Genomic DNA, 25,597 nt, shown 5'->3' with positions numbered 1-25,597 from the left:
CAGGATAGCGCCATGACCGCCTCCCCGCTGACCGACCGCAAGAACGCCGCTATTTCGCGCGGCGTGGGCATGACCACGCAGATCTACGCCGACCGCGCGGAAAATGCGGAGATCTGGGACAAGGAAGGCAATCGCTACATCGATTTCGCCGCCGGCATCGCCGTCGTCAACACCGGCCATCGCCATCCGCGCGTCATCGAGGCCGTCAAGAAGCAGCTCGACCGCTTCACGCATACCTGCCACCAGGTCGTGCCCTATGAAAACTATGTGGAACTCGCCGAGCGCCTGAACGCCATCACCCCCGGCGATTTCGAGAAGAAGACGATCTTCGTCACCACCGGTGCCGAAGCCGTCGAGAACGCCGTGAAGATCGCCCGCGCCGCCACCGGCCGCCAGGCTGTCATCGCATTTTCCGGCGCCTTCCACGGCCGCACCTTCATGGGCATGGCGCTGACCGGCAAGGTCGTTCCCTACAAGGTCGGCTTCGGCGCCATGCCGGCCGACATCTACCATGCACCGTTCCCGGTCGAGATGCACGGCACGACCGTCGAGCAGTCGCTCGATGTGCTGAAGAAGCTCTTTGCCGCCGATGTGGACCCGAACCGCGTCGCCGCGATCATCATCGAGCCGGTGCAGGGCGAAGGCGGCTTCTATCCCGTACCGGTCAACTTCATGAAGGCGATCCGCGAAATCTGCGACAAGCACGGCATCCTGCTGATCGCCGATGAAGTCCAGACCGGCTTTGCCCGTACCGGCAAGCTGTTCGCCATGGAGCATTTCGGCGTCACGGCCGACCTCGTGACCATGGCCAAGGGCCTTGGCGGCGGCTTCCCGATCGCGGCCGTCACCGGCCGCGCCGACATCATGGATGCGCCCGGCCCGGGCGGCCTGGGCGGCACCTATGCCGGCAGCCCGATCGGCGTTGCGGCGGCCCATGCCGTTCTCGACGTCATCAAGGACGAGGACCTGTGCAACCGCGCGGAAAACCTCGGTGCACGCCTCAAGCAGCGCCTCGCATCGCTGCGCGACAAGGTCCCTGAAATCGTCGACATCCGCGGCCCGGGCTTCATGAACGCCGTCGAGTTCAACGACGTCGCGACGAAGCAGCCGAGCGCCGAATTCGCCAACAAGGTTCGCCTGAAAGCGCTCGAAAAGGGCCTGATCCTGCTGACCTGCGGCGTGCACGGCAACGTCATCCGCTTCCTCGCGCCGATCACCATCCAGGACGACGTCTTTGCCGAAGGCCTTGATATCCTCGAAGCGGCGATGATCGAAGCCCGCGGCTGAGCGGTACGAGACAGACGACACATGACCAAGCAAGCGACACCCGGAGCAGAGGCTCCGGGTGAAGGCGCTTTGCTGCCCGAAAGGAACGACAATGGCTTTCTATGATGCTCTGACCCGGCACTTCACGTCGGGCGACCTGCTGCGCGATGCCGGCTATGTGGACGGCAAGTGGATCAGCGACAGCGCGGCCGGAACCTTCGACGTGCTCAATCCCGCGACCGGCGAGACACTGGCGACCCTGCCGGAAATGGGGGCGACCGAGACGAAGGCCGCAATCGACGCCGCCTACCGGGTTCAGCCCGCCTGGGCCGCGCGGCCGGCAAAGGAGCGCAGCATTCTCCTGCGCAAGTGGTTCGATCTGATGATCGCCCATGCCGACGAGCTTGCCGCCATCCTGACCGCCGAAATGGGCAAGCCGCTGGCCGAGGCCAAGGGCGAGATCCTCTATGCCGCCTCCTATGTGGAATGGTATGCGGAAGAGGCAAAGCGCATCAACGGCGAGACGATCCCCGCCGCCAGTGCGGACAAGCGCATGATGGTGATCAAGCAGCCGGTCGGCGTGGTCGGCACGATCACGCCCTGGAACTTCCCGACCGCGATGATCGCCCGCAAGGTGGCGCCGGCGCTCGCCGTGGGCTGCACGGTGGTTTCCAAGCCTGCCGAGCTGACGCCGCTTTCGGCCATTGCGCTCGCCGTGCTGGCCGAGCGGGCCGGCATTCCCGCCGGTGTGTTCAACATCGTGCTCGGCACGGACGGTCCGGCGATCGGCAAGGAACTGTGCTACAATCCGAAGGTCCGCAAGATCTCCTTCACGGGCTCGACGGAAGTCGGGCGCATCCTGATGCGTCAGTGCGCGGACCAGATCAAGAAGATGAGCCTGGAGCTCGGCGGCAACGCGCCCTTCATCGTTTTCGACGATGCGGATCTCGACGCCGCCGTGGAAGGCGCCATGGCCTCCAAGTACCGCAATGCCGGACAGACCTGCGTCTGCGCCAACCGGCTCTATGTGCAATCGAACGTCTACGACGCCTTTGCCGAGAAGCTGGCCAGGAAGGTGGCCGAACTTTCCGTCGGCGACGGTTTCGCCAAGGGCACGACGGTCGGTCCGCTGATCGAGGAAGCCGCGATCGAGAAGGTCGAGGCCCATATCGCCGATGCCGTTTCCAAGGGCGCGACGGTGGTTTCCGGCGGCAAGCGCGTGGCCGGCAAGGGCACCTTCTTCGAGCCGACCGTGCTGAAGGGCGTCGCCCGCGGCATGACGGTCGCGCGGGAGGAGACGTTCGGCCCGCTCGCGCCGCTCTTCCGTTTCGACACGGTCGAGGACGTCATCGAACAGGCGAACGACACCGAATTCGGTCTCGCCGCCTACTTCTATGCCGGCGACCTGAAGAAAGTCTGGAAGGTGGCCGAGGCGCTGGAATACGGCATGGTGGGCGTCAATACGGGCCTCATTTCCTCCGAAGCCGCGCCCTTCGGCGGCATCAAGCAATCCGGCCTCGGCCGCGAAGGCTCGGCCCATGGTGCGGAAGACTATCTGGAAATGAAATATGTCTGCATCGGCGACCTCGCCTGATGAATGAAGGTCGCCCGCATGACGCGGGCGACCTTCATGCCCTGTCGACGTCGGTGCGGGCGAAATCGTCGCCTTTATAGAGCAGGGCAATGCCGTGCTGGTGGGCGCAGGCATAAGCGAAGCAGTCGCCGAAGTTCAGCGCCGCCGGATGGCGGCCCTTGCCGAACCGCTGGAACGCCTCGACGGCCGTCGCTGTGATGGCGGCATCGACGGCGAGCGTTTCGATTTGCAGCAGCCGGAGATAGGCCTCCACTTCGCCCAGCGCCGCCTTTGGCTCAAGGCCGGTCATGCGGGCATAGGCGACGGCGGCCTCCCAGATCGCCATGGGTGACGTCAAACGGCGGTCGGTCGCCATGAGGCGTCGACTAAGCGACTGAGCGTCGTTTTCGCTCGTCATCATTGCGACGATGGCGGAGGCGTCGACGAACATCAGTCCTCGTACAGGCTATCGATGAAGGCCTTGTCGGCGGCGGGACCGACAGGAGGATATTTCCGGTTCAGCGCGCGGGTCATCTCAAGCGCCTTGTCGACCAAAGAGGGCTCCTGCTCCAGCCGTTGCAGCTCATGCGCCAATGCCTGCCGCACCGCCTCCGTCTTGCTGACCTTGCGCAGTGCGGAGACGCGCTCGGCCAGACGGTCGACTTCGCGGTCCTTGACGTAGAGCGGCATGGTATATCCTTTCTTTCGCAGAAGTATATACCATGACCTTGCCGCCGCTGAAAGACCGGCGCGCGGCCGCTCAGCCTCTTTCGTAGTGCGTCACCGTCTGCTCGATGGCGCCGAAGATGGAGTGGCCGGTCTCGTCCTTCATCTCGATGCGCACGACGTCGCCGAACTTGAGAAACGGCGTCTTCGCCGCGCCGGTGGTGATGGTCTCGATGGTGCGCAGCTCCGCAAGGCAGGAATAGCCGGCACCGCCCTCGGCGATCGGCTTGCCCGGACCGCCGTCGAACCTGTTGGACACGGTGCCGGAGCCGATGATGGAGCCGGCGACGAGCGGGCGGGTCCTCGCGGCATGGGCGACGAGCTGCGCGAAGTCGAACACCATGTCGATGCCCGCATTGGCCTTGCCGAAGGGGCTGCCATTGAGCGAGACCAGAAGCGGCAGATGGAGTTTGCGGCCATCCCAGGCCGTGCCGAGCTCATCCGGCGTGACGGCGACGGGCGAGAAGGCGGAGGATGGCTTCGACTGGAAGAAGCCCAGCCCCTTGGCGAGTTCCGACGGCATGAGGCCGCGTAGCGACACATCATTGGCGAGCATGATCAGCCGGATGGCGGCCCCTGCCTCCTCCACGCTTGCGCCCATCGGCACGTCATCGACGATGACGGCGACTTCGCCCTCCATGTCGATACCCCAGGTCTCGTCCTGCACGACGATGGGGTCACGGGGACCGAGGAACGTGTCCGAGCCGCCCTGGTAGAGCCGGGGATCGGTGTGCGCGCCGTCGGGCAGCTCGGCGTTGCGCGCCTTGTACATGAGTTCGACATGATGGAGATAGGCGGAGCCGTCGGCCCATTGATAGGCGCGGGGCAGCGGCGAGCCGGCATCGTGTTCGTGAAAGCGCATGATGGGCTGCGAGCCGGTCTCAAGCCCCTCGGCGACCCGTGCCAGGCGCGGGGCAGCGTGTTCCCAGTCGTCGAGCGCATCCTGCAGCGTGCGGGCGATATGCCCGACCTCCGAGCAGCGCGTCAGGTCACGCGAGACGACCACCAGGCGGCCGTCACGGGTGGAACTTTTCAGTGTCGCCAGTTTCATAAGTCTCTCTCTCCCAGTCTTGTTTCCTGCCCTGCGATCGTGTCATCTACCGGTCGCATGAACCTTCCCGCGCCCTCCCCGGCGCACCGCTTTCAAGGACATTCCGCTTGAACCCTACGGTCCGAAACGCCCTGCTGATCGTCGCAGCCTTCGTCGCCGCGACGGCCACGATCCTTTATACGATGGGCCAGCCGCTCATCTGCAAGTGCGGATATGTCAAATTGTGGCACGGGGTCGTGGTCTCCTCGGAGAACTCGCAGCACCTCACCGACTGGTACACGCCAAGCCACATCATTCACGGCATCCTGTTCTTCGGTTTGTTCACCCTCATCCTGCGCAAGGCTAGCATCAATGTTCGCCTGACGCTCGCGCTCATTCTCGAATGCGCCTGGGAGATCGTCGAAAACACCGACATGGTGATCAACCGTTATCGCGAGGCGACGATCGCGCTCGATTACTTCGGGGACAGCGTCATCAATTCGAGCGCCGACATCCTGGCCATGGTGGTGGGCTTCTTCCTCGCAGCGCGCCTGCCGGTCTGGGCGAGTGTGGCGATCATCATCGTCTTCGAGGCGACGACGACATGGCTCATCCGCGACGGACTGGCTTTGAACATCCTGATGCTCGTCTGGCCGATCGACGCCGTGAAGGCATGGCAGGGCGGCTGAGACATCTGGCAGCACTCATGGGAGCCGGTCTTCTCGCGCGGCAGGACAGCCCGGACGGCAAAGGTTACGGGCGGATCGTATGATGGCGACACAGCGGATTTGCGATTGGAAACCGCGTGTTAACCACGGACTTCCTAATGATGGGCGGAGCAACAGGGAAATCCGAATCAATGCCGTCACCTGCCTCGGCCCAGCCGCGCCGCCGTTCCACCGCTATCGAAGCCGGCCCGGTCGTGCCGTTTCCGGCTGCGCGTCGCACCGCGCATGTCCGTCAATGCGCAGGCGAACTGGGCGGGCTGCATGGCGAGGACGCACGCCGCTACTGGTTGAAGGTCTGCCGCGAGCTTGCCGACGAGCTTTTGAAATTCGGTTCGAGCGAAAGCCAGGCACGATCCGCGGTGCTGGCCTTCCAGGATGAAGTGCAGCGCGAGCTTCTGCGCCAGCATGAAAGCGAACAGGACTGATCCGATTGGTTTGCCGTCACCGAGGGTGAGCCCCACCCTCCTGCCCTTCCCTTTCCCAAGAAGGCCGGCTAGGAACGGTCGGGAAAAGCACTGGGAGGATGGCTATGACGGAAGCGATTGCGGACGATATCCGCCGGCTTGAAGAACAGGAACGCCTGCTGCGTTTCAGCCGGTTCAGTCCCGATGATGCCTGGGCGCTCGGCAACCGCATTCGCGAGATGGCCATGGCGCGCGGCGCCGGCGTCGCGATCGATATTTCGCTGCGGGACCGGCCCCTGTTCCATTGTGCCCTGCCCGGCACCACCACGGACAACGGGGAATGGATCCGGCGCAAGCGCAACACCGTGTTGCGTCTGTGGAGCGCTTCCTATCTCGTCGGCCGACGCTTCGCGCTTTCGGGCCGCGACCAGGTGGAGGCGCGCAATCTCTCCTATGCGGATTTTTCCGTGCATGGCGGCAGCGTTCCGCTTTTCGTCGCGGATCTCGGTTGCGTCGGCGCGGTCACCGTCTCCGGCGTGCCGGAGCGCATCGACCATGCCATCGTCACCGACGCGATGGCGCGTTTCCTCAACATCGATCTCGGCGACAGCCGGTTGCCGGAGTAACACCCTCCCCCTGCCGCGGAATGGGATGACCGACGCCCTGACGTTGTCAGGCGGTCGGAACGCCCGAATTTATGGCGTGCGTGAGCCGTTACCCGGGAGCGCTGTGTTCGGCGGCAAAGCGGCAATCGCAGCATTGCCGGGCCGCTGAGCCGCCCTATGCTTCCTTGAAGCACTACCGGGAGAGACCAATGGATGTCGTCGAAATCGCCGATCTGACCGAATGGGATGCCAACGACCTTGGAAACCTCAATCTGGCCGTTCCGCTTTTCGCAGAAAGCGTGCCGTTTGTGCTGTTTCCCGCGCCTGGGGCGCGACCGGTCGTCACCGAAAAAATGGCAGCAACCGTAAACGACGTCCTTGCCCTGAAACGTAAGCATACGCTAACGCAATGACCGGCTTCGCGACGATTCCTGGCGTGGGTGCGGAGGCTAACGACAAGCGATTTCCCTTCCCAACCGGTCCCCTCGAATTGGGCCATGTTGCACGCGGCGCCGTTTGCCTGTAGAAAACTTGAGGGAGACAAGAAGGTATAACCGGACGGCAAGATGACCTTCCAGCCGCGCATGCAAAACAGGATCGAAGGCTTTTCCGTTGTGGGCGATCTCAGCCGGCGGCATTGGAACGGCATCGTCGCCGACGTCTGGAATGTGGAATGTGCACCGCATGCCGGCGGCTACTATGTCGGGCGCGATCCTCGCCTGTTCGTGCTGCTCGACAAGCGGGGCCCCGGATCCTCCCGAATGCGCCTGTCATCCGGCGGCAAGGAGACGGTCGCGGATTGGGGCTTGCAGCCGATTGCCTATATCCCGGCGGATTTCGAGCTTTGGGCCGAACTTGCCGACCACCGCTTCATGCGCCATCTCGACCTGCATTTCGATGTCGAGACGATCCGCCGGCGGCTGGCCGATGATCTGGACGCCGAGCGCCTGGCGACGCCGCAACTGTTTTTCTCCGACAACCGGCTTCTCTCCTTGGCGCACCTGATCGCTGCGGAATGCTGCAACCCCCTCCCCCTGCACGACCTCTATGGCGACGGCCTTTCGCTCGCCCTGCTGATCGATGTCATGAAACTGGCCAAGGTGCAGGGCCGCAAAAGGAGCAAGCTTGCCGGGTGGCAACTGCGTCGCGCGACCGACTTCATTGAAGAAAACTGCTTGCGCAATATCAGGCTTGAGGAACTGGCCGGGCTCGTGGGGCTTTCCCAATCGCATTTCAGCCATGCCTTCAAGGCCTCCACCGGCATGGCGCCGCATCAATGGCAGGTCAATGCGCGCCTGCGTCGCGCCAAGGCATTGATTCGACGTGGAAATTTGTCGTTGATCGACATTGCGGTCGAGACGGGCTTCGCTGACCAGGCGCATTTCACCCGGGTCTTCCGCAAGAACTTCGGCACCACGCCCGCCAATTGGCGCAAGTCCAATGGTGCCTGAAAGTGTTCCATCCGTGCCCGCGACCTCGGCTGAAAATAGCCCAAGAACGTTCAATTTTCGCGGAATGTGACAATCCCGAATATTAAAACTGAGTTAATTACTCATCTTATTGCCATTCGCTCGGCCGAACGGGGCCGAGCCTGAACTGCGTGGGATGTGTAGGGGATGATCACGTTGAAAAACCAAAAGAAAATCAGACTGGCCCTCGCCTGCGGGACCGCCGTCTGCGCCATGATCGCGTCGGCAGGCGCGTTCGCCCAGGAGCGTGCGACCCAGCTTGAGGAAGTGCGCGTCGAGCAAGGTGCGGAGCGTGCCGATACCGGTATCGAGCCGGTCAAGGGTCTTGTCGCAAAAACCACCCGTGCAGGCAGCAAGGCAGCCACGAAAATCAATGAGATTCCGCAATCGGTCACGGTCGTCGGCCGCGAGCAGATCGATGCGCAAAGCCCACAGAAGGTTGACGAGGCGCTGCGTTATGTTGCCGGCGTGAACGCATCGACCTACGGCACGGATGCGGATACGGACTGGCTGTTCATTCGCGGCTTCCAGGCGGAACAGTCCGGCATTTTCCTGGACGGGCTGTCACTCTATCAATCCGGCTTCGGCACATTCCTGATCGATCCGTTCTTCCTGGAGCGCATGGATGTGGTGAAAGGGCCGAGTTCCGCGCTCTATGGCAGCGGCAATCCCGGCGGTTTCGTCGATCTGATCAGCAAGCGGCCGACGGATGCGCCGCTGCGCTATGTCGAGACCGGCGTCAACAGCTTCGGCAACGGCTATCTTGGGCTCGACTTCAGCGATCAGCTCGGCGCGGACGACGCGGCCCGCTATCGTGTGACCGGCAAGGTTTCCGGCGGCGGTTGGGAAACGGACAAGGCGAAGGATTTCCGCGGCACGATTGCGCCAAGCCTTACCTGGCAGCCGGACGAGGATACGAGCCTCACCATCCTGAGCTCGTATCAGCATATCGACCTGACGCACACCAGCACCGGCTTCCTGCCCTATGTCGGCACGGTCATCGACGCGCCCGGGGGCATCCGTATCCCCCGTGACTTCTTCTATGGGGAAGAGAACTTCGACACCTACGATCGCCAGCAGGCCATGATCGGCTACGCTTTCGAACACCGGTTCGACAATGACTGGACGGTGCGCCAGAACCTGCGCTACGCGCATGTTTCGCTTGAGGAAGATGCGCTTTATGCCAACGGCATTACGGGTACGACGCTGAATCGGTTCCGCTTCGCCCACGATACGGATGTCGGGTTGTTTACCGTGGACAACCAGCTTGAAGGCGCTGTGCAGACCGGCGAAGTCGAACATAACCTCTTGTTCGGATTGGATTATCGCCGCTATGGAATTGATCAGGTACAGGCGTCGGGCAATGCTCCGGGCATCGATCTGCTCAACCCGGTCTATGGCGCGGCCCCCTCACCGCTCTTCCCGCCCTATCTGAACGAAGACCTCACCCGCAACCAGCTTGGTCTCTATGCGCAGGATCAGATCAAGTTCGGCGGCGGCTGGATCGTCACGCTGAACGGTCGCTACGACCTCGTTTCCACCGACATCGACAACCGCAACAACGGCACGTCGATGAGCAGCGACGACCGCGAATTCACCTGGCGCGCCGGGCTCGCCTATGAGTTTTCAAACGGCCTGACGCCCTATGTCAGCTACACCACTTCCTTCAACCCGACCACGTCGACAGATCCGGTCAACGGGCTGCTGCCGCCCGAAACGGGCAAGCAGCTGGAGCTGGGCGTAAAATACCAGCCGGACTTCATGGACGGCCTGATCTCGGCCGCCTACTTCGACATCACCCGGCAGAACGTGCCGACCGCGCTCATGGAGAACGGCGTTTCCCGCAACTTCGCCATTGGCGAGGTGGATGCGCGGGGCTTCGAGACCTCGGTCCAGGCGAACGTGACGGAGGGCCTGAAGCTCATCGGCGCGTTCACCTATATCGACATGGAAGTGACCAAGGCGACCGGCGGTGCATTCGACGGCACGCCGGCCGGCAATACACCGATCCAGGTTCCGGACGTGACCGCGTCGCTATGGCTGGACTATGCCTTCCAGAACGAGACGCTGGACGGCGTGAGCGTGGCCGCCGGCGTGCGGCATGCCGGCCAATCCTGGGCGGACCGGGCGAATACGCTCAAGGTGCCGTCGGCGACGCTGGTGGACGCGGCTATCCGCTACCAGAAGGACAACTGGGCCGTCGCGCTCAACGTCGCCAACCTGTTCGACAAGGATTATGTGGCGAGTTGCCAGGGGCTCGGCTCGTGCGGCTACGGCGCGGGGCGCACCTTCATGCTGAAGGCGAGCACGCGCTGGTAGTTCGGGCGGACGGTTTTCGTCCAGCATGACGTTTCAACGGAACGCCCGGCGGTTTTTCGCCGGGCTGGAGACGCTCATCCAACCGCATCATGCCTGCTCCCGAGCGGGGAGACGGTCGGTAATCTGCTGAAAATGGTTTCCCTCGTCCCCGCCAAGCGATATGGCTCAACTCATCGAGAGAGCAACGAGCCGCCGTGCTATGCTTATCAGAAGTGAGCGCCATGGATGAGACGACCGAGACGATGACGATCGCCAGCCGCGGCGATTTTGCCATTTGGGCTATCGAGCGAGCGAAGGCGATTGTCGCCGAACAGGGCGGCAACCTCGCGGTCGCCACCCGGGATCACGGCGACGAAGAGATTGCCACGTCAGCGAACGCGCTCGGCCAGGCCATCGTCGATGCGCTCCTGGAAGTCTTCGACGGCCTGACGGAACAGTAGGATAGAGCGGCTGCCGCTCTGCCTCGTCTCATCGTCGCCGCTTGGGCGCTCCCTCTCGTGTGACCGCGCCGACCCTATTAATTCTGCATTAATTCGGCTCGCGCATATTTGCAGCTCACGCGGAATGAAACCGCTGTCCGAGGCGAGAAGCGAGCGCATGAGAATGCCCGAAATCGCAGTGAAAAGCGCGCTCCCACAGGAGACGGAAGCCGTGGGCATTCCTGCGCATGGCCGTTCCCGCCAGGATGTCGATTTCTGGATGAACTGCGTTGGCGCGCCCCTGGTGCTCGTCGAGATGCAAGACCTGACCGTTCGTCAGGCCAACCGCAACGCTGCGATCCTCTTCGGCCGCGGCCTGGAAGCCTTCAACCACTGTCAAATGGAAGAACTTGTCGGGCCGGAAGCCACCATGATGCTCGGCCAGATCTGGAACGTCGCGCCCGTGGGAACGCCCGGCGAGCCGTTCATTATCCCGGCACAGGTGCAGGGCCAGGAGCGCTCGCTCATGGTGCAGGTCACGAAGATCGCGGTGGAGGACGAGACGCTTCGCCTCTTCACCTTCATGGACGCGCCGCCCCAGGGCTCGGTCACGCTCGCCGGATGGCAGGACAACATGCTGTCCATGCTCAACTGGCTGCCTTTCGGTTTCGAGATCGCCAGCTCCGACGACCAGATTCAGTTCGCGAACTCCACTTTCAAGGAGCTGTTCGGCTTCTCGCAGGACGACATCTCCGACATCGAGGACTGGTGGCGCGTCGCCTATCCCGATCCCGAGTACCGCGCCTACGCCCGCAAACAGTGGTACGATTCCATTGCCGCCGCCCGCGCCGAGCAGCGGGAGATGACACCTTTCGACCTCGATGTTGCCACGGCAACCGGCCGGACGCGGACGATCCAGTTCCGCCACCGCACGATCGGCAATTTCAACATCAATCTCTATATCGACGTGACGCAGGAGCGCGCCGCCGCACGCGAGCTGAAGAGGCTTGCCGAGACAGACGCCCTGACGGGTGCCATGAACCGTCGCCGCCTGATGGACGAGGCCGCGCGCCTGCAAGCCGAGAGCGAAAATCGCAGCGCCGCCTGTGCCTTCCTGATGCTCGACATCGACCACTTCAAGTCGATCAACGACCGCTATGGCCACAGCGTGGGCGACCGCGTGCTGGTGGACTTCACCAGGCGCTGCCTCGACGCGTTGGAGCCGCGGGATCGTTTTGGACGCATGGGCGGCGAGGAATTCGCCGTGCTCCTGCGGCGGCCGGATGGCGCCGCAATCGCCGACGCGGCGGAAAGGCTCCGCTCTGCCGTCGGCTCCACGCCCTTCCGGATCGATCACCACGACCTTGCCATTACCGTCAGCATCGGTGCCGTGCTGTGCGACCCCGAGACAAGCCTGGAAGCCGGTATTTCACGGGCCGACAACGCGCTCTACATGGCGAAGGAAGCCGGGCGCGACCGCGTCATCATGTGGAAAGCCCCCTAACCGGCCGCCAGCCGCCCATTTCGCTATGCCGTGCGCCGACTTGGCGTATGATACCGGCGAGTTCCAATGTCGCATGAGAGGACGATGCGCAAACTTCCCGGCCTGTCGGCCATGAAGGTTTTCGAAGTGGTTGGCCAGACCCGCAGCTTCACGCGGGCCGCCGAACGGCTGAACCTGACGCAGAGCGCCGTCAGCAAGCAGATCAAGAGCCTGGAAGACGATATCCGCGAGCCGCTGATCATCCGGCGCCATCACCGCCTTGAGCTGACGCCGGCCGGCGCCGCCTTGCTCGAAACCGTGCAGCAGGCATTCCACGATATCGAGACATCACTGCGCGGCATTGCCGACAAGCAGAACCGCAACCGGCTGCGCATCAACGTTCCCGCGACATTCGCCCGGCGCTGGCTGATGCCGCGGCTTGCCGATCTCAGGCGCACCCTGCCCGACATCGATCTCAGCATCGGTACCGAGGCCGCAGACAGCCTTGCGGAGCGCGGTCTTCTTGATTGTGCCATCCGCTTCGGCGACGGCGAGTGGCCCACGCTCGATGCCAGCCTGCTGATCAGCGAGGAACATATCGCCGTCGCTGCGCCCGGACTTGTCGACGGCAGGCCGCTTGCCACACCCGCCGACCTTGCGCAATTCACCTTCCTGCATGTGCTGGCTGCCCCCGACCAGCGCTATCTCACCTGGCGGCACTGGCTGGACGCAGCCGGCTTTCCCGAACTCGACACCAGCCACGGCCTTGAATTCGACGTGCTCGACCTCGCAATCGAGGCGGCGCGCGCGGGCCTCGGCGTCACCATCGCCGACCGCTCCATGGTGGCCGCCGATCTGGCTGCCGGCACGCTGCGCCAGCTCTTCGATATCGCCGTCGACGGCCATGAATCCTACTGGCTCGTCACCCGTCCCCGTGCCGTGGTCTCACCCGCACTCGCCGCATTCCGGACCTGGCTCTTCGCGCAAGCCGGGCGGGCCGGCTGAGGCCTCGAGCATTCCCCGGCGGAATACCTCACCCGAAAATTCCTCGTTTGCGCATTTCCACCACCCCCGCGACACTTGCCCGGCGGACTGGCGCGGGGAGAGGCGTCGTGCGCCGCTCGCTCATCCTCTCCCGGCCATCCTCCAGCGAAGAGGGCGCCAGCCGAGATGGGACACATGCGCGAATTCCGCAACTTCATTGCCGGCCGCTTCGAGCGGGCCGCCTCGTCCGAAGAGATTTCCGTGCGCAATCCCGCCACGGGCGAGGTCATCGCCACCCTGCCGGCCACAAGCGAGGCGGAGGCGCTTTCCGCTGCCATCGCCGCCCGGCGGGTACAGCCCGCATGGCGCGCCCTGCCCGCCATCGCGCGCGGCGACGCCTTACGCCGGCTGGCCGATGCGCTGACCGCCCGGGCCAGCGAGATCGGCGCGGCACTCGCCGCCGAATCCGGCAAGAGCCTTGACGATGCGACCGGCGAAGTGACCTACGGCGTCGAACTGCTGCGCTACCACGCCGAATGGGCGCGGCGCATCGAGGGCGAGGTCATCGAGAGCGACAATCCAGACGAGACGCTCATGCTGCGTCGCGAGCCCATCGGCGTCGTCGCCTGCCTCATCCCGTTCAACTATCCGATCTATACGCTGGTGCGGAAGATCGCGCCCGCGCTGATTGCCGGCAATGCGGTCCTCGTGCGGCCGAGCAACAACACGCCCCTCTCCGCCCTGGTCTTTGCGGAGGCGGTGCAGGCGGCGGGTCTGCCGGAGGGGCTCGTCAGCATTCTCGCCATGAACCACGATACCGCCCGTGCGCTCTGCACCCATCCGGCCGTGGGCATGATCACGTTGACCGGCAGCGTGGCCGCGGGGCAGGTTGTCCTCGATTACTGCAAGGAAAACATCGCCAAGCCCTCGCTGGAACTGGGCGGCAAGACGCCTGTCATCGTCGAGCCCGACGCCGATATCGACGCGGTGGCGGCGATGATCGTCGCAGCCAAGACGAACCATTGCGGCCAGGTCTGCACCAGTCCGGAACGGCTCTATGTGCACGAGGCGGTGCATGACCGTCTGCTCGCGAGGCTGAAGGAGGCCTTCGCCGCGCGGACTTTCGGCGACCGTGCGGAGGATGCCGCGCGCATGGGCCCGCTCGTCAGTGACGCCGCCCGACAGCGCGTCCATGCCATGGTGGAGCGCGCGCGAGCCACGGGCGCCCGCGTCGAAGTTGGTGGCTTCCTGCCCGAAGGCGCGGGTTTCTTCTATCCGCCCACGCTGCTTTCCGACTGCCGGCAGGATATGGAAATCGTGCGCGAGGAGGTGTTCGGCCCGGTTCTCGCCGTGCTGCGCTATGCCGCCTTCGAGGAGGCGCTGGCGCTGGCGAACGACCATCAATATGGCCTCAGCGCCGTGCTCTTCACCGAAAGCTATCGCAAGGCCATGCGTGCCGCAGCGACCGTCGAGGCCGGCGAACTCTATATCAACCGCCTGCCCGCCGATCCCTATCAGGGCTTCCATGCCGGCTGGAAGAAATCCGGCCTTGGCGGCGACGACGGCAAGCACGGCATGCTGGAATTCACGCAAACACGGCTTGTCGTGTTCAAGCACTGAGCGCCCATCGATTTCACGAAGACGGGGGAAACCATGAAGATCGCCTCTCTCACGACCCATATCGTCGCGGTGCCGCCGCCGCATATCGGCGGCATGTACTGGATCTTCGTGCGGCTGCGCACCGAATGCGGCATCGAGGGCGTGGGCGAAATCTACGCCACCGCCTTTCATCCGGCCGCGATGACGGCGCTGATCGACGACGTCTTCGAGCGCTACCTGCTGGGCCATGATCCGCACCGGATCGAGCGCTTCTGGCGAGCGGCCTATTCCAGCGGCTTCACCCAGCGCCCCGACCCCACCATGATGGGCATCATCTCCGGATTGGAGATCGCCTGCTGGGATATTATCGGCAAGGCCGCCGGCCGGCCGGTCTGCGACCTGCTCGGCGGCACGGTGCATGAGAAGTTGCGCGCCTATACCTATCTCTATCCCGTCAATGCGGCCGGCGAATACGATTACAACGACCCGGACCTTGCCGCCGACTATGCGGTGAAGATGGTCGAGATGGGCTTCACCGCCGTCAAGTTCGACCCGGCCGGCCCCTATACGGATTACTCCGGCCATCAGATCTCGCTCGCCGTGATGGACCGCTGCGAGGCGTTCTGCCGCAAGATCCGCGACGCCATCGGCTCGCGCGCCGACATCCTGTTCGGCACACATGGCCAGATGGTGCCCTCCTCGGCGATCCGCCTCGCCCGGCGTCTGGAGAAATACGATCCGCTCTGGTTCGAGGAACCGGTGCCGCCCGGCCAGGAGGCCGCGATGGCGGAGGTCGCGCGGGCGACCTCCATCCCGATCTCGACCGGCGAGCGGCTGACGACGAAGTACGAATTCCAGCGCGTTCTTGAGGAGAAGGCCGCCTCGATCCTTCAGATGAACGTGGCGCGTGTCGGCGGCCTGCTGGAAGCCAAGAAGATCGCGGGCATGGCGGAGGCGCAATACGCGCAGATCGCGCCCCACCTCTACAACGGCCCCGTCGGCGCGGCCGCCAGCATCCAGCTTTCGGCAGCGACCCCGAACTTCCTTATCCACGAGGCCATCGTGGATTTCTCGGGCTTCCACGCCGAGATCCTGAAGACGAAGCTCTGCGTGGAGGACGGTTACATCATTCCGTCGCGCGAGCCCGGCCTTGGCGTCGAACTCGATCTCGACGTGGTGGAGCGCCACTCGCCCTATACCGGTGCACGCCTTCACCTGCAGATGGCAAGCGAGCCTGCCGACGTGAAGGCGCTTGCCCCGGCGCGGGGCTGAGGGCGCGGCCATGCAATACGACTACATCGTCGTCGGTGCCGGATCTGCGGGATGCATCCTGGCGAGCCGTCTCAGCCAGGACGGCCGGCATTCCGTGCTCGTGGTCGAGGCCGGTGGCAGCGACCGTTCCTTCTGGTTCCAGATCCCCGTCGGCTATGCGCGCAGCTATTACGATCCGCGCGTCAACTGGATGTACCAGAGCGAGCCGGAAGGCGCACTGAACGGCCGGCGTGTCTACGTGCCGCGCGGCAAGGTGCAGGGTGGGTCGGGCTCGATCAACGCCATGATCTTCGTGCGCGGGGCGAAAGCGGATTTCGACGATTGGGCCCGCGCGGGAAATCCCGGCTGGGGGCATGACGACGTCCTGCCCTATTTTCGTCAACTCGAAAGCCATGCCGGCGGGGCGTCCGAGTGGCATGGCGCCGACGGACCGATCCATGTCACGCCGATGCGCGGCATGACGCATCCGATCACCGACGCCTTTCTCGAGAGCTGCCGCGCGCTCGGCCTGCCCATGAACGCGGATTTCAACGGCGCGGACATCGAGGGCGCGGGCGTCTACGATATCAACACGAACAACGGGCGGCGCTCCCATTCCAGTGCGGAATATCTGCGCCCGGCACTCGACCGTGCCAATCTGGCGATTGAACGGGACGCGCTGGTGGAGCGGCTGACCTTTGCGCAAGACGGCCGCGTCAGCGGCATCGAGGTTGTCCAAAACGGTGTGAAGCGCCGCTTTACCGCCCGTCGCGAGGTGGTGCTGGCAGCCGGCGCCATCGGCAGCCCGCAGATCATGCAGCTTTCCGGCCTTGGCGACGGCGACCGGCTGAAGGATCTCGGCATTGCCGTGCGCCGGCATCTGCCCGCCGTGGGCCAAAACCTTCAGGACCATCTGTGCGCCAGCTACTATTACCGCGCGACGATCCCGACGCTGAACGGCGCATTCGCCAGCCTGTTCGGCCAGGCGCGGCTCGGGCTGCAATATCTTCTGACCCGCAAGGGTCCGTTTGCGATGAGCGTCAACCAGGCGGGCGGTTTCTTTCGCGGCGCGCCGGACGAGGCAGCGCCGAACATCCAGCTCTATTTCAACCCTCTCTCCTACCGCATTCCAGCCGAGCCGAAGGCAGGGCTGATGCCCGAGCCCTATCCCGGCTACCTGATCTGCTTCAATGCCTGCCGGCCGCAAAGCCGCGGCAGTGTGACGATCACCTCTGCCGAGCCGCATGTCGCGCCGGCGATCCGGCCCAACTATCTCTCCACCGACAGGGATATTGCGGACGTGTTGCAGGGCAACCGGCTGGTGCGGCGGATCGCGGCGCAGGCCGCGCTCGCCGCCGTGACATCGGAGGAAGTGTCTCCCGGACCCACAGTTGATGGCGACGCGGCGCTGCTGGCCTATTTCCGCGACAATGCCGGTTCGATCTACCATCCGTGCGGCACCTGCGCGATGGGCCCGGATGCCGGCACGGCGGTCGTCGACAGCAGGCTACGGGTGAATGGCGTGGCGGGCCTGCGCGTTGTCGACGCCTCGATCTTTCCCAACATCACCGCCGGCAACATCAACGCGCCGACCATGATGGTGGCGGAAAAGGGCGCCGCGATGATCCTTGAAGAGGCACGCTAAGCGACACCATCGGGTAGAGAGATTGTCTACACGCCGAGACGCATTTGGCCCAAGTCTCTGCTGCCAGCCCACCCAATAGACAATTTGACCGCCATCCTCTGGCAGACTTTCGGCACATCAGAGGAGGCCTTCATGACCGCCACATTCGCCCGTCCCGCTTTTCACGAAGCCCTTGCCCGGCTTGCCGATCCACATTTGTTGCGCAGCCTCGCCTATGTCGATGGCCGCTGGGTGGCGGGGCGTGATGGCGCAAGCTTTGCGGTGACGGACCCCGGCTCGGGCACGACGCTCGGCTGGGTCGCGGCGCTCGACGGCGCGCAGGCGGATCAGGCGATTGCCGCCGCAAGCAGCGCCTTCCCGGCATGGCGGGACCGGTTGCCGCAGGAGCGTGCGAAAATTCTGCGCAAATGGCACGACCTGATGCTGGAGGCCCGCGAGGACCTCGCGCTGCTGATGACGCTGGAACAGGGCAAGCCGCTGGCCGAATCCCGCGGTGAGATCGACTATGCGGCGTCCTTCATCGAGTGGTATGCCGAGGACGGAAAGCGCCTCAACGCCGAAAGCGTCACCAGCCACCTTCCCGGCGCCGAGATGATCGTGCGCCGCGAGGCGCTCGGCGTCGCCGGCATCGTCACGCCGTGGAATTTCCCGTCCGCCATGGTGACGCGCAAGGCCGCGGCAGCGCTTGCTGCCGGCTGCACCGTCGTCGCCCACCCATCCCGTGAAACCCCGCTCTCCGCGCTCGCGCTTGCCGAACTCGGCGAGCGGGCCGGCCTTCCCGCCGGCGTCTTCAATGTCGTAACGGGCGACGCCGCGACCATCGTCGGGCGGATGAATGCCGATGCCCGCGTGCGTGCTCTCAGCTTCACCGGCTCGACGGAAATCGGCAAGCTGATCGCCGGCCAGTGCGCACCCACCATGAAGCGGCTCGTCATGGAACTCGGCGGCCACGCGCCGCTGGTCATCTTCGCCGACGCCGATATCGACAAGGCCGCCGATATCGCGATCAACGCGAAATTCGCGACCTCCGGGCAGGATTGCCTCGCCGCCAACCGCATCTATGTCGAGCGCCCAGTGCTTGCCGCCTTCACGGCCGCCTTCAAGGCCCGCATCGAAGCGCTGAAGGTCGGCGGCGGGCTGGAGGACGGTGTCGAGATCGGCCCGCTGATGCACGAACGCGCCGTCGCCAAGGTGGAGGAACAGGTGGCCGACGCTGTCGCGCGCGGCGCGACGCTGCTGACAGGCGGCAGCCGCCACCCGGCCGGCCCGCTGTTCTACACGCCGACACTCCTGGCCGGTGTGACGGACGACGCGCTGATCATGCGCGAAGAAACCTTCGGCCCGGTCGCCGGCATCAGCGTCTTCGACAGCGAGGCGGAGGTGGTGGCGCGCGCCAACGACACCGAATATGGCCTCGTCGCCTATGTCGTGACCGAAAACGGCGCCCGCCAGATGCGGCTTGCCCGCGCGCTGGAATACGGCATGGTGGCGATCAACCGCGTGAAGATCACCGGCGGCCCGATCCCCTTCGGCGGCTGGAAACAATCCGGCCTCGGCCGCGAAGGCTCGCGCCACGGCATGGAGGCCTTCACCGAACTGAAATATCTCTGCATCGACACGGCTGCCTGATCCCGGGCTTCAATTTCTCGGTCGTCATCCTCGGGCTTGACCCGAGGATCTATGCGCCGCCCGGGTTGTGGATCCTCGGGTCAAGCCCGAGGATGACGGAGGAAGAGTGCAACGTTTGAAACAACGACTTCGAAAGGAAAGACCATGCTGGACCAACGCAATGAACTGACCGCCTGGGACCGGGATCACTTCTTCCATCCCTCCACCCATATGGGCATGCATGCGCGCGGCGAAACGCCGACCCGCGTCATCGGCGGCGGCGAAGGCGTCTACATCACCGATACCAGCGGCAAGACCAGCCTGGATGCCTTTGCCGGCCTCTATTGCGTGAATGTCGGCTACGGTCGCCAGAAGATCGCCGACGCGATCGCCGAGCAGGCCAAGAACCTCGCCTATTACCACGCCTATGTCGGCCACGGCACGGAAGCGTCGATCACGCTTGCCAAGATGATCATCGACCGCGCGCCCGAGGGCATGAGCCGTGTCTATTTCGGCCTGTCCGGCTCGGACGCCAATGAAACCAACATCAAGCTCATCTGGTACTACAACAACATTCTCGGCCGCCCCGAGAAGAAGAAGATCATTTCCCGCTGGCGCGGCTATCACGGCTCCGGCGTCATGACCGGCTCGCTGACCGGCCTCAGCGTCTTCCATAATGCCTTCGACCTGCCGCGCGCACCCGTTCTGCACACGGAGGCTCCCTATTTCTATCGCCGGCCGGACCGCTCGATGGACGAGGAGCAGTTCGCGCAATACTGCGCCGACAAGCTGGAGGAAATGATCCTGGCCGAGGGGCCGGACACCGTGGCGGCCTTCATCGGTGAGCCGATCCTCGGCACGGGCGGCATCGTCCCGCCGCCGAAGGGCTACTGGCAGAAGATCCAGGCCGTGCTCGACAAGTACGACATCCTCCTGGTCGCCGACGAGGTCGTGACGGGCTTCGGTCGTCTCGGCACGATGTTCGGCTCGGATCATTACGGCATGAAGCCGGCGCTGATCACCATCGCCAAGGGTCTCACCTCCGCCTATGCGCCGCTCTCCGGCACCATCGTTTCGGATAAGGTCTGGGAGGTCCTCGTCAAGGGTTCCGACGAGCTCGGCCCGATCGGCCATGGCTGGACCTACTCGTCGCATCCGATCTGCGCAGCGGCCGGCGTCGCCAATCTCGAGCTGGTCGATGAACTCGGCCTCGTCGAGAACGCCGGAACCGTCGGCGCCTATTTCCGCAGCGAACTCGCCAAGGCCGTGAGCGGCCACAAGCATGTCGGCGACGTGCGCGGCGATGGCCTGATGGCGGCAGTCGAATTCGTCGAGGACCGGGACGACCGCGTCTTCTTCGATCCTGCGAAGAAGATCGGACCACAGGTCTCGGCCGCGCTTCTCGAGCGCGGCGTCATCGGCCGCGCCATGCCGCAAGGCGATATCCTCGGCTTTGCGCCCCCGCTTTGCCTGACGAAGGACGAGGCCGATATCGTCGTGAAGGCGACCGCCGACGCGGTGAAGGCCGTGCTCGGCTGACGCGACAGAAACGAGGGCCGTCATCCGGCGGCCCTCGCTCCTTGAGGATAAAAGAAAGCCGCTACGGCGCATTCTCCTGATGACAGGCGGACATACAGGCAATATACAGTCAATACCCGTTTGACTGGAACCTGTGACATGAAGACCTGGCATCCCGATCTCGGTCGGAGCAGCAGTCCCCTCTACATGGCGATCGCCGACCTGATCGAACTGGACCTGAAAAGCGGCCAGCTTTCGCCCGGTGACAAGCTGCCGACCCACCGCGATCTCGCCCGCCGGCTCGCCATCGACGTCACCACCGTGGCGCGCGGCTATGTGGAGGCGCAAAAGCGCGGGCTCGTCCAGTCCCATGTCGGCCGCGGCACTTTCGTCTCCGGCATCGAGAGCCCGAGGGCGAACCCGCCGGTCGCGACGCCTCCCGACGACCGCCGCGCCGCGGTCCTCGACCTCTCCATGAACATGCCGCCCGAGCCGGACGACCCGGCGCTCATCGCGCGCATGCGCGAAGGCCTTGCCACCGTTTCCGCCGATCTTCTGCCGCTCCTGCGCTACCAGGGTTTCGGCGGCGCCGCGATGGACAAGGAGGCGGCCGCGTCCTGGCTTGGACGCCGCGACGTGCGCGCGCCGGCCGAGCGCATCTTCGTCACGCCGGGCGCGCACCCGGCCCTGCTGGCTATCCTTTCAATACTCGCGAAGCCGGGCGAGACGGTGCTTTCGGAAAACATCACCTATCCGGGCCTGCGCTCCATCGCCGCGCAACTGCGGCTCAGGATTTGCGGCCTGCCGATGGACGCGGATGGCATCCTGCCCGATGCCTTCGTCGATGCCTGCAAACGCGAGCAACCGAGAGCGCTGTATCTCAATCCGACCCTGCAAAACCCGCTGACGTTGACCATGTCGCAAGCCCGGCGGCAGGCGATCGTGGACATCGCACGGCATTACCGGGTGCCCGTAATCGAGGACGACGCCTATGGCTTCCTGCCGACACGGGGGCCGGCGGCGCTGGCCTCGCTCGCCCCCGAGCTGACCTGGTATATCGGCGGGCTTTCAAAATGCATCGGCGCTGGACTGCGCGTTGCCTACGTTGCGGCACCCGATGACAGCCGTTCCCTCTGGTCCTTCGCGGGCGCCATGCGCAGCGGCAATGTCATGGCCTCGCCGCTGACAACGGCGCTCCCCACCCGCTGGATCGGCGACGGCACGGCGGACGCGATCCTCGCCTTCCTGCGCGCGGAAGCCGCCGCGCGGCAGGAAATCGTCGCCGGGCTGCTGCCTGCCGGAAGCTACAGCGCTGACGCCGTCAGCTTCAACATATGGTTGCCGCTGCCGCATGGCTGGACCCGTTCCATCTTCAGCGCCCATATGCGCAGCTGCGGCTTGGGCGTGGTCGCAAGCGACGCCTTCACCGTGGATGGCACGCCGCCCGAAGCCGTGCGCGTCTGCCTCGGCGGGCCCATCCCGCGCGCGCAGCTGCAATCCGCGCTGGAATTCATGGCGCATGCGCTGGAAGGGCCGCCGGAAATGGCCGGCTCCTTCTTCTGACGACCTGCGTCATCATGTCTAATCGACAGATTGACAGGATACGCACATCTATATGACTGCATTGAATGACAGGATTGAACGGTTACGAAAAGGCATGTGTCATGAGTGAGACCTATCCCGCACTTCCGCCCCTCCAAACGGGCATTCGCGGCCGGTGTCCGCGCTGCGGCCAGGGTCACCTGTTCAAGGGTTTCCTCAAGATGGCGCCGCGCTGCGAGGCCTGTGGGCTTGATTACGCCTTCGCCGATCCCGCCGATGGCCCGGCCTTCTTCGTCATGATCTTTGCCTGTATCCCGAGCGCGGCCCTCGCCGTGTGGCTGGAGGTGAATTACAATGCGTCGCTGTTGACGCAGCTCTTTGTGACCGGCCCCTTCATGCTGCTCACCTGTATCCCGCCTTTGCGCCCGCTCAAGGGATGGCTCGTCGCGAGCCAATATTTCTACAAGGCCGAACAGGGCCAGCTCGTACGCAGGTCCGAGAACACCTGACCCAACCCTGTGTCGTGCCGGCCATGCCGGTGCGACCGTCCGGTCCTGCCGTGAAGCCGCGCATGCGGTCACGGTCCGCCGACCTCAGACGCCTGACGGCTGTCCTGCCCCCTATTTGCCGTTCTGTTCATGCGTCGCAGCCGCTGTTTGGCACGACCGTGGCTGATGCTGCGTCGGTCCATGCTGCCCCCAATGCGGCAACACAAATTCCATCTCTTTTATAGACTTCTTTTCGGAACGTTCTTTTCCGTTCACCGCCCCAATGCAAACCGCATGCCTCGCGGGCGGATAGGCAATGCCCGTAAGCTCTGGCCCGTAAGCTCTGGAGCGAAACAACGGCGGGCGCATTACCACGCGGCTGCCGGCTCCGCCGGGCGTCAAGACGGCCATGTTAACCATTTGTTAACCAAACTGCCGGACCCTCGCCGATCTGGGGCTCGATATCCGAACGGAAGGAGACGCCGAATGACACTGATGACGATGCCGGGCAAGATGAGGCAGGATGGCCAGCACACGCTCCTCGTCATGCGCGACGAGCGCAGGTGCCAGGCGGTCTGCATCGTCGATGACGGCACGATCGGCGACGTCACCACCAAGCTCGGCCTTATCGAGGCCATTGCCAGCCGCAAGCTCGCGGACGGCGAACTCGCCTTCGACGGGCGCGTCTGGATCACTCCCGCCGACATGCCCGTGCCTGCCGCCATATCCTGAGCCTGATCCCGAGCCCGGGCGGACCGGATATGGTGGAGAGCTTGTACGACGCGGCACGGGAGAGATAGGCCGGCCGCTGCAATTCGGATATAGCAGGTCGCCACCGATCTGACGCCGCCCGGAGAGCGCCCCGCATGAAACTCGACGCCATCGACCTGCGCATCCTGGAAGCCATCCAGGAGAACGGGCGCATCACCAAGCTGGCGTTGGCGGAGAAGGCGGGCCTGTCTCCCACGCCCTGCTGGCTGCGGCTGCGCAAGCTTGAGAAGGCCGGCATCGTCACCGGCTATCATGCGCGCGTTGCCGTGCGGCGTGTCGCGCCGGTGGCGAGCGTCATGATGGAAGTGACGCTGGCAAATCACCGGCAGGCGGATTTCGAACGCTTCGAGCGCGCCGTCGCCGCCACGCCGGAAATCGTGGCCTGCTGGTCCGTCGGCGGCGGCGTGGATTACATCCTGCGTATCATGGCCCCCGATATCGACGCCTATCAGCGGCTGGTCGACGGCCTGCTGGACCGCGAACTCGGCATCGACCGCTATTTCACCTACATCGTCACCAAGACGGTGAAGGAGGAAACGGTGCTGCCGCTCGCCACCCTCCTGCCCGCGCGCGACTGAAACGCAGGGCAAACGCCTGAAAGCAGAACGCCCGGGCGCAGGGCCCGGGCGCTACGGCCCCGCCTTGGCGGGACCATACGATGGTGTGCGGCTTATTCGGCCGGCTGGAGCACCGGAACCTCTTCGGGCAGCGGAAGGGCATTGCCGTTCAGCGCTTCGTTGAGACGCTCAACGTCAAGCTCGTTTTCCCAACGGGCCACGACGATGGTCGCGACTGCGTTGCCGACGAAGTTGGTGAGCGCGCGGCATTCCGACATGAAGCGGTCGATGCCGAGGATCAGCGCCATGCCGGCGACCGGCACGGAGGGAACGACCGACAGCGTTGCGGCGAGCGTGATGAAGCCGGCGCCGGTGATGCCGGCAGCACCCTTGGAGCTCAGCATGGCGACGAGCAGAAGCAGGACCTGATCGGCGAAGGACAGCTGGATACCCACCGCCTGCGCGATGAACAGGGCCGCCAGCGTCATGTAGATATTGGTGCCGTCGAGGTTGAAGGAGTAGCCCGTCGGGATGACGAGGCCGACGACCGAGCGCTTGCAGCCGGCCTTTTCCATCTTCTGCATCAGGCCGGGAAGCGCCGCCTCGGAGGACGACGTGCCCAGCACGAGCAGCAGCTCTTCCTTGATGTAGCGGATGAGCGCGATGATGGAGAAGCCGTTGTAGCGCGCGACCGCACCCAGCACGACGAAGACGAAGAGGAACGACGTGATGTAGAAGGTGGCGATCAGGAAGGCGAGATTGGCCACCGAGCCGATGCCGTATTTGCCGATGGTGAAGGCCATGGCCCCGAAGGCGCCGATGGGCGCAGCCTTCATCAGGATGGCGACCAGGCGGAAGATCGGGCTGGTCAGCGACTGGAGGAAGTCGACGACCGGCTTGCCCTGGTCGCCCACCATGCCGAGCGCGACGCCGAACAGCACCGAGAAGAACAGAACCTGCAGGATATCCCCTTCGGCGAAGGCGCCGACGATGGTCTGCGGGATGATGTTCATCAGGAAGCCGGTGATGGTCGATTCATGCGCCTTGGTGGCGTAGGTCGCCACCGCATTGGCATCGAGCGTGGCCGGATCGATATTCATGCCCGCACCCGGCTGCACGACATTCGCGACGAGCATGCCCACGGCGAGCGCCAGAGTGGAAAAGGTGAGGAAGTAGATCATCGCCTTGCCGGCGACGCGCCCGACCTTTTTGAGGTCCGACATGCCCGCGATACCGGTGGCGACCGTCAGGAAGATCACCGGTGCGATGATCATCTTGACGAGACGGATGAAGGCATCGCCGAGCGGCTTCAGGCTGGCGCCGAAATCCGGATAGAAGTGGCCGACGAGCATGCCGGCGACGATGGCGACGATCACCTGGAAATACAGATGACGATAAAATGGGAGAGGTGTGCGCGGATGCGTATCGACAGCCGAGATCTGCATGATTTCCTCCTGTGACACCCCAACCGGAAAACCGGCTCTTCCCGGGGTGGTTTGCTGAACATGACATTCCTTCAGCAAGGGCTGTGCCAGATCGCGGACCGAGCTTCATGCCATTGAAATCAAGGAATAATTTTTTTGCATCGGCAACCGATGGCCCAGCAATGTGC

The 25,597-nt window shown here is 64.3% G+C and carries 24 protein-coding genes and 1 pseudogene; 21 read left to right on the top strand and 4 right to left on the bottom strand.

Annotated elements, in window-relative coordinates:
- Positions 1-12 precede the first annotated feature (12 nt).
- Positions 13-1,287, top strand: a complete 1,275-nt coding sequence (locus GR158_RS11310) for a 4-aminobutyrate--2-oxoglutarate transaminase (RefSeq protein ID WP_134650995.1) — start codon at positions 13-15, stop codon at positions 1,285-1,287.
- Between the two features lie 91 nt (positions 1,288-1,378).
- On the top strand, positions 1,379-2,860 hold the full coding sequence (locus tag GR158_RS11305; RefSeq protein ID WP_134650996.1) for an NAD-dependent succinate-semialdehyde dehydrogenase: 1,482 nt from the start codon (positions 1,379-1,381) through the stop codon (positions 2,858-2,860).
- Between the two features lie 34 nt (positions 2,861-2,894).
- Here GR158_RS11305 and GR158_RS11300 read toward each other — a convergent pair whose 3' ends face one another.
- The 3 genes from GR158_RS11300 to GR158_RS11290 form a co-directional block, all read right to left on the bottom strand.
- Positions 2,895-3,290 carry a type II toxin-antitoxin system VapC family toxin gene (locus GR158_RS11300; RefSeq protein ID WP_160871164.1) on the bottom strand — a complete coding sequence of 132 codons (396 nt, stop codon included), beginning with the start codon at positions 3,288-3,290 and terminating at the stop codon, positions 2,895-2,897.
- A complete protein-coding gene (locus GR158_RS11295; protein ID WP_160871163.1) occupies positions 3,290-3,529 on the bottom strand; it encodes a type II toxin-antitoxin system VapB family antitoxin in 240 nt (79 codons plus the stop codon). Before GR158_RS11295 ends, GR158_RS11300 begins: the two co-directional genes overlap by 1 nt.
- Before the next feature lie 70 nt (positions 3,530-3,599).
- Positions 3,600-4,616: a fumarylacetoacetate hydrolase family protein gene (locus tag GR158_RS11290; RefSeq protein ID WP_160871162.1), complete on the bottom strand. Its 1,017-nt coding sequence runs from the start codon at positions 4,614-4,616 to the stop codon at positions 3,600-3,602.
- Positions 4,617-4,747: 131 nt separating this feature from the next.
- Between GR158_RS11290 and GR158_RS11285 the strand changes: the two genes are divergently transcribed.
- The 19 genes and pseudogenes from GR158_RS11285 to GR158_RS11200 all read left to right on the top strand — a co-directional run bounded on the left by GR158_RS11285 (position 4,748) and on the right by GR158_RS11200 (position 24,006).
- Positions 4,748-5,284, top strand: coding sequence for a DUF2585 domain-containing protein (locus GR158_RS11285; RefSeq protein ID WP_230639974.1), 537 nt, complete (start codon positions 4,748-4,750; stop codon positions 5,282-5,284).
- Positions 5,257-5,358: pseudogene (locus tag GR158_RS25625) on the top strand (helix-turn-helix domain-containing protein); the annotation flags it as partial. The gene GR158_RS11285 and the pseudogene GR158_RS25625, both read left to right, overlap by 28 nt.
- A gap of 96 nt (positions 5,359-5,454) precedes the next feature.
- Positions 5,455-5,748 (top strand): DUF6074 family protein, encoded by a 294-nt coding sequence (locus GR158_RS11280; RefSeq protein WP_134650999.1) that lies wholly within the window; start codon positions 5,455-5,457, stop codon positions 5,746-5,748.
- 104 nt (positions 5,749-5,852) lie between these two features.
- Entirely contained in the window at positions 5,853-6,353 is a 501-nt protein-coding gene (locus GR158_RS11275; RefSeq protein WP_202402242.1) for a heme-degrading domain-containing protein, read from the top strand.
- A gap of 188 nt (positions 6,354-6,541) precedes the next feature.
- Positions 6,542-6,745, top strand: coding sequence for a hypothetical protein (locus GR158_RS11270; RefSeq protein ID WP_160871160.1), 204 nt, complete (start codon positions 6,542-6,544; stop codon positions 6,743-6,745).
- Between the two features lie 153 nt (positions 6,746-6,898).
- The gene (locus GR158_RS11265) at positions 6,899-7,783 is read left to right on the top strand and encodes an AraC family transcriptional regulator (RefSeq protein ID WP_134651002.1); all 885 of its coding nucleotides are present in this window, start codon (positions 6,899-6,901) and stop codon (positions 7,781-7,783) included.
- A gap of 165 nt (positions 7,784-7,948) precedes the next feature.
- Complete coding sequence (locus GR158_RS11260; RefSeq protein WP_160871159.1) at positions 7,949-10,120, top strand: TonB-dependent siderophore receptor; 2,172 nt, start codon at positions 7,949-7,951, stop codon at positions 10,118-10,120.
- Between the two features lie 221 nt (positions 10,121-10,341).
- Positions 10,342-10,560, top strand: a complete 219-nt coding sequence (locus tag GR158_RS11255) for a hypothetical protein (RefSeq protein ID WP_160871158.1) — start codon at positions 10,342-10,344, stop codon at positions 10,558-10,560.
- A gap of 157 nt (positions 10,561-10,717) precedes the next feature.
- Positions 10,718-12,043 (top strand): GGDEF domain-containing protein, encoded by a 1,326-nt coding sequence (locus GR158_RS11250; protein ID WP_160871157.1) that lies wholly within the window; start codon positions 10,718-10,720, stop codon positions 12,041-12,043.
- Positions 12,044-12,127: 84 nt separating this feature from the next.
- Complete coding sequence (locus GR158_RS11245; RefSeq protein ID WP_160871156.1) at positions 12,128-13,027, top strand: LysR substrate-binding domain-containing protein; 900 nt, start codon at positions 12,128-12,130, stop codon at positions 13,025-13,027.
- Between the two features lie 174 nt (positions 13,028-13,201).
- Positions 13,202-14,626 carry an aldehyde dehydrogenase gene (aldA, locus tag GR158_RS11240; RefSeq protein ID WP_160871155.1) on the top strand — a complete coding sequence of 475 codons (1,425 nt, stop codon included), beginning with the start codon at positions 13,202-13,204 and terminating at the stop codon, positions 14,624-14,626.
- Between the two features lie 33 nt (positions 14,627-14,659).
- Positions 14,660-15,877 carry a mandelate racemase/muconate lactonizing enzyme family protein gene (locus tag GR158_RS11235; RefSeq protein WP_160871154.1) on the top strand — a complete coding sequence of 406 codons (1,218 nt, stop codon included), beginning with the start codon at positions 14,660-14,662 and terminating at the stop codon, positions 15,875-15,877.
- Between the two features lie 10 nt (positions 15,878-15,887).
- Positions 15,888-17,501, top strand: a complete 1,614-nt coding sequence (locus tag GR158_RS11230) for a GMC family oxidoreductase (RefSeq protein WP_160871153.1) — start codon at positions 15,888-15,890, stop codon at positions 17,499-17,501.
- 132 nt (positions 17,502-17,633) lie between these two features.
- A complete protein-coding gene (locus GR158_RS11225; RefSeq protein ID WP_160871152.1) occupies positions 17,634-19,130 on the top strand; it encodes an NAD-dependent succinate-semialdehyde dehydrogenase in 1,497 nt (498 codons plus the stop codon).
- 144 nt (positions 19,131-19,274) lie between these two features.
- Positions 19,275-20,648 carry an aspartate aminotransferase family protein gene (locus GR158_RS11220; RefSeq protein WP_160871151.1) on the top strand — a complete coding sequence of 458 codons (1,374 nt, stop codon included), beginning with the start codon at positions 19,275-19,277 and terminating at the stop codon, positions 20,646-20,648.
- Between the two features lie 138 nt (positions 20,649-20,786).
- Complete coding sequence (locus GR158_RS11215) at positions 20,787-22,190, top strand: PLP-dependent aminotransferase family protein (RefSeq protein WP_160871150.1); 1,404 nt, start codon at positions 20,787-20,789, stop codon at positions 22,188-22,190.
- Between the two features lie 101 nt (positions 22,191-22,291).
- Positions 22,292-22,678 carry a DUF983 domain-containing protein gene (locus GR158_RS11210; RefSeq protein WP_134651013.1) on the top strand — a complete coding sequence of 129 codons (387 nt, stop codon included), beginning with the start codon at positions 22,292-22,294 and terminating at the stop codon, positions 22,676-22,678.
- Positions 22,679-23,143: 465 nt separating this feature from the next.
- A complete protein-coding gene (locus GR158_RS11205; protein WP_134651014.1) occupies positions 23,144-23,389 on the top strand; it encodes a hypothetical protein in 246 nt (81 codons plus the stop codon).
- 134 nt (positions 23,390-23,523) lie between these two features.
- On the top strand, positions 23,524-24,006 hold the full coding sequence (locus GR158_RS11200) for an Lrp/AsnC family transcriptional regulator (RefSeq protein ID WP_134651015.1): 483 nt from the start codon (positions 23,524-23,526) through the stop codon (positions 24,004-24,006).
- Positions 24,007-24,098: 92 nt separating this feature from the next.
- Here the strand turns inward: GR158_RS11200 and GR158_RS11195 are convergent, their stop codons facing one another.
- Positions 24,099-25,430, bottom strand: a complete 1,332-nt coding sequence (locus GR158_RS11195; protein ID WP_134651016.1) for a dicarboxylate/amino acid:cation symporter — start codon at positions 25,428-25,430, stop codon at positions 24,099-24,101.
- Positions 25,431-25,597: the final 167 nt, after the last annotated feature.

The sequence above is a fragment of the Shinella sp. AETb1-6 genome (assembly GCF_009826875.1).
In the GTDB taxonomy this organism is placed as follows: domain Bacteria; phylum Pseudomonadota; class Alphaproteobacteria; order Rhizobiales; family Rhizobiaceae; genus Shinella; species Shinella sumterensis.
Note: the sequence above shows the minus strand (reverse complement) of the source record. Positions and strands in the feature narration are given on the sequence as shown.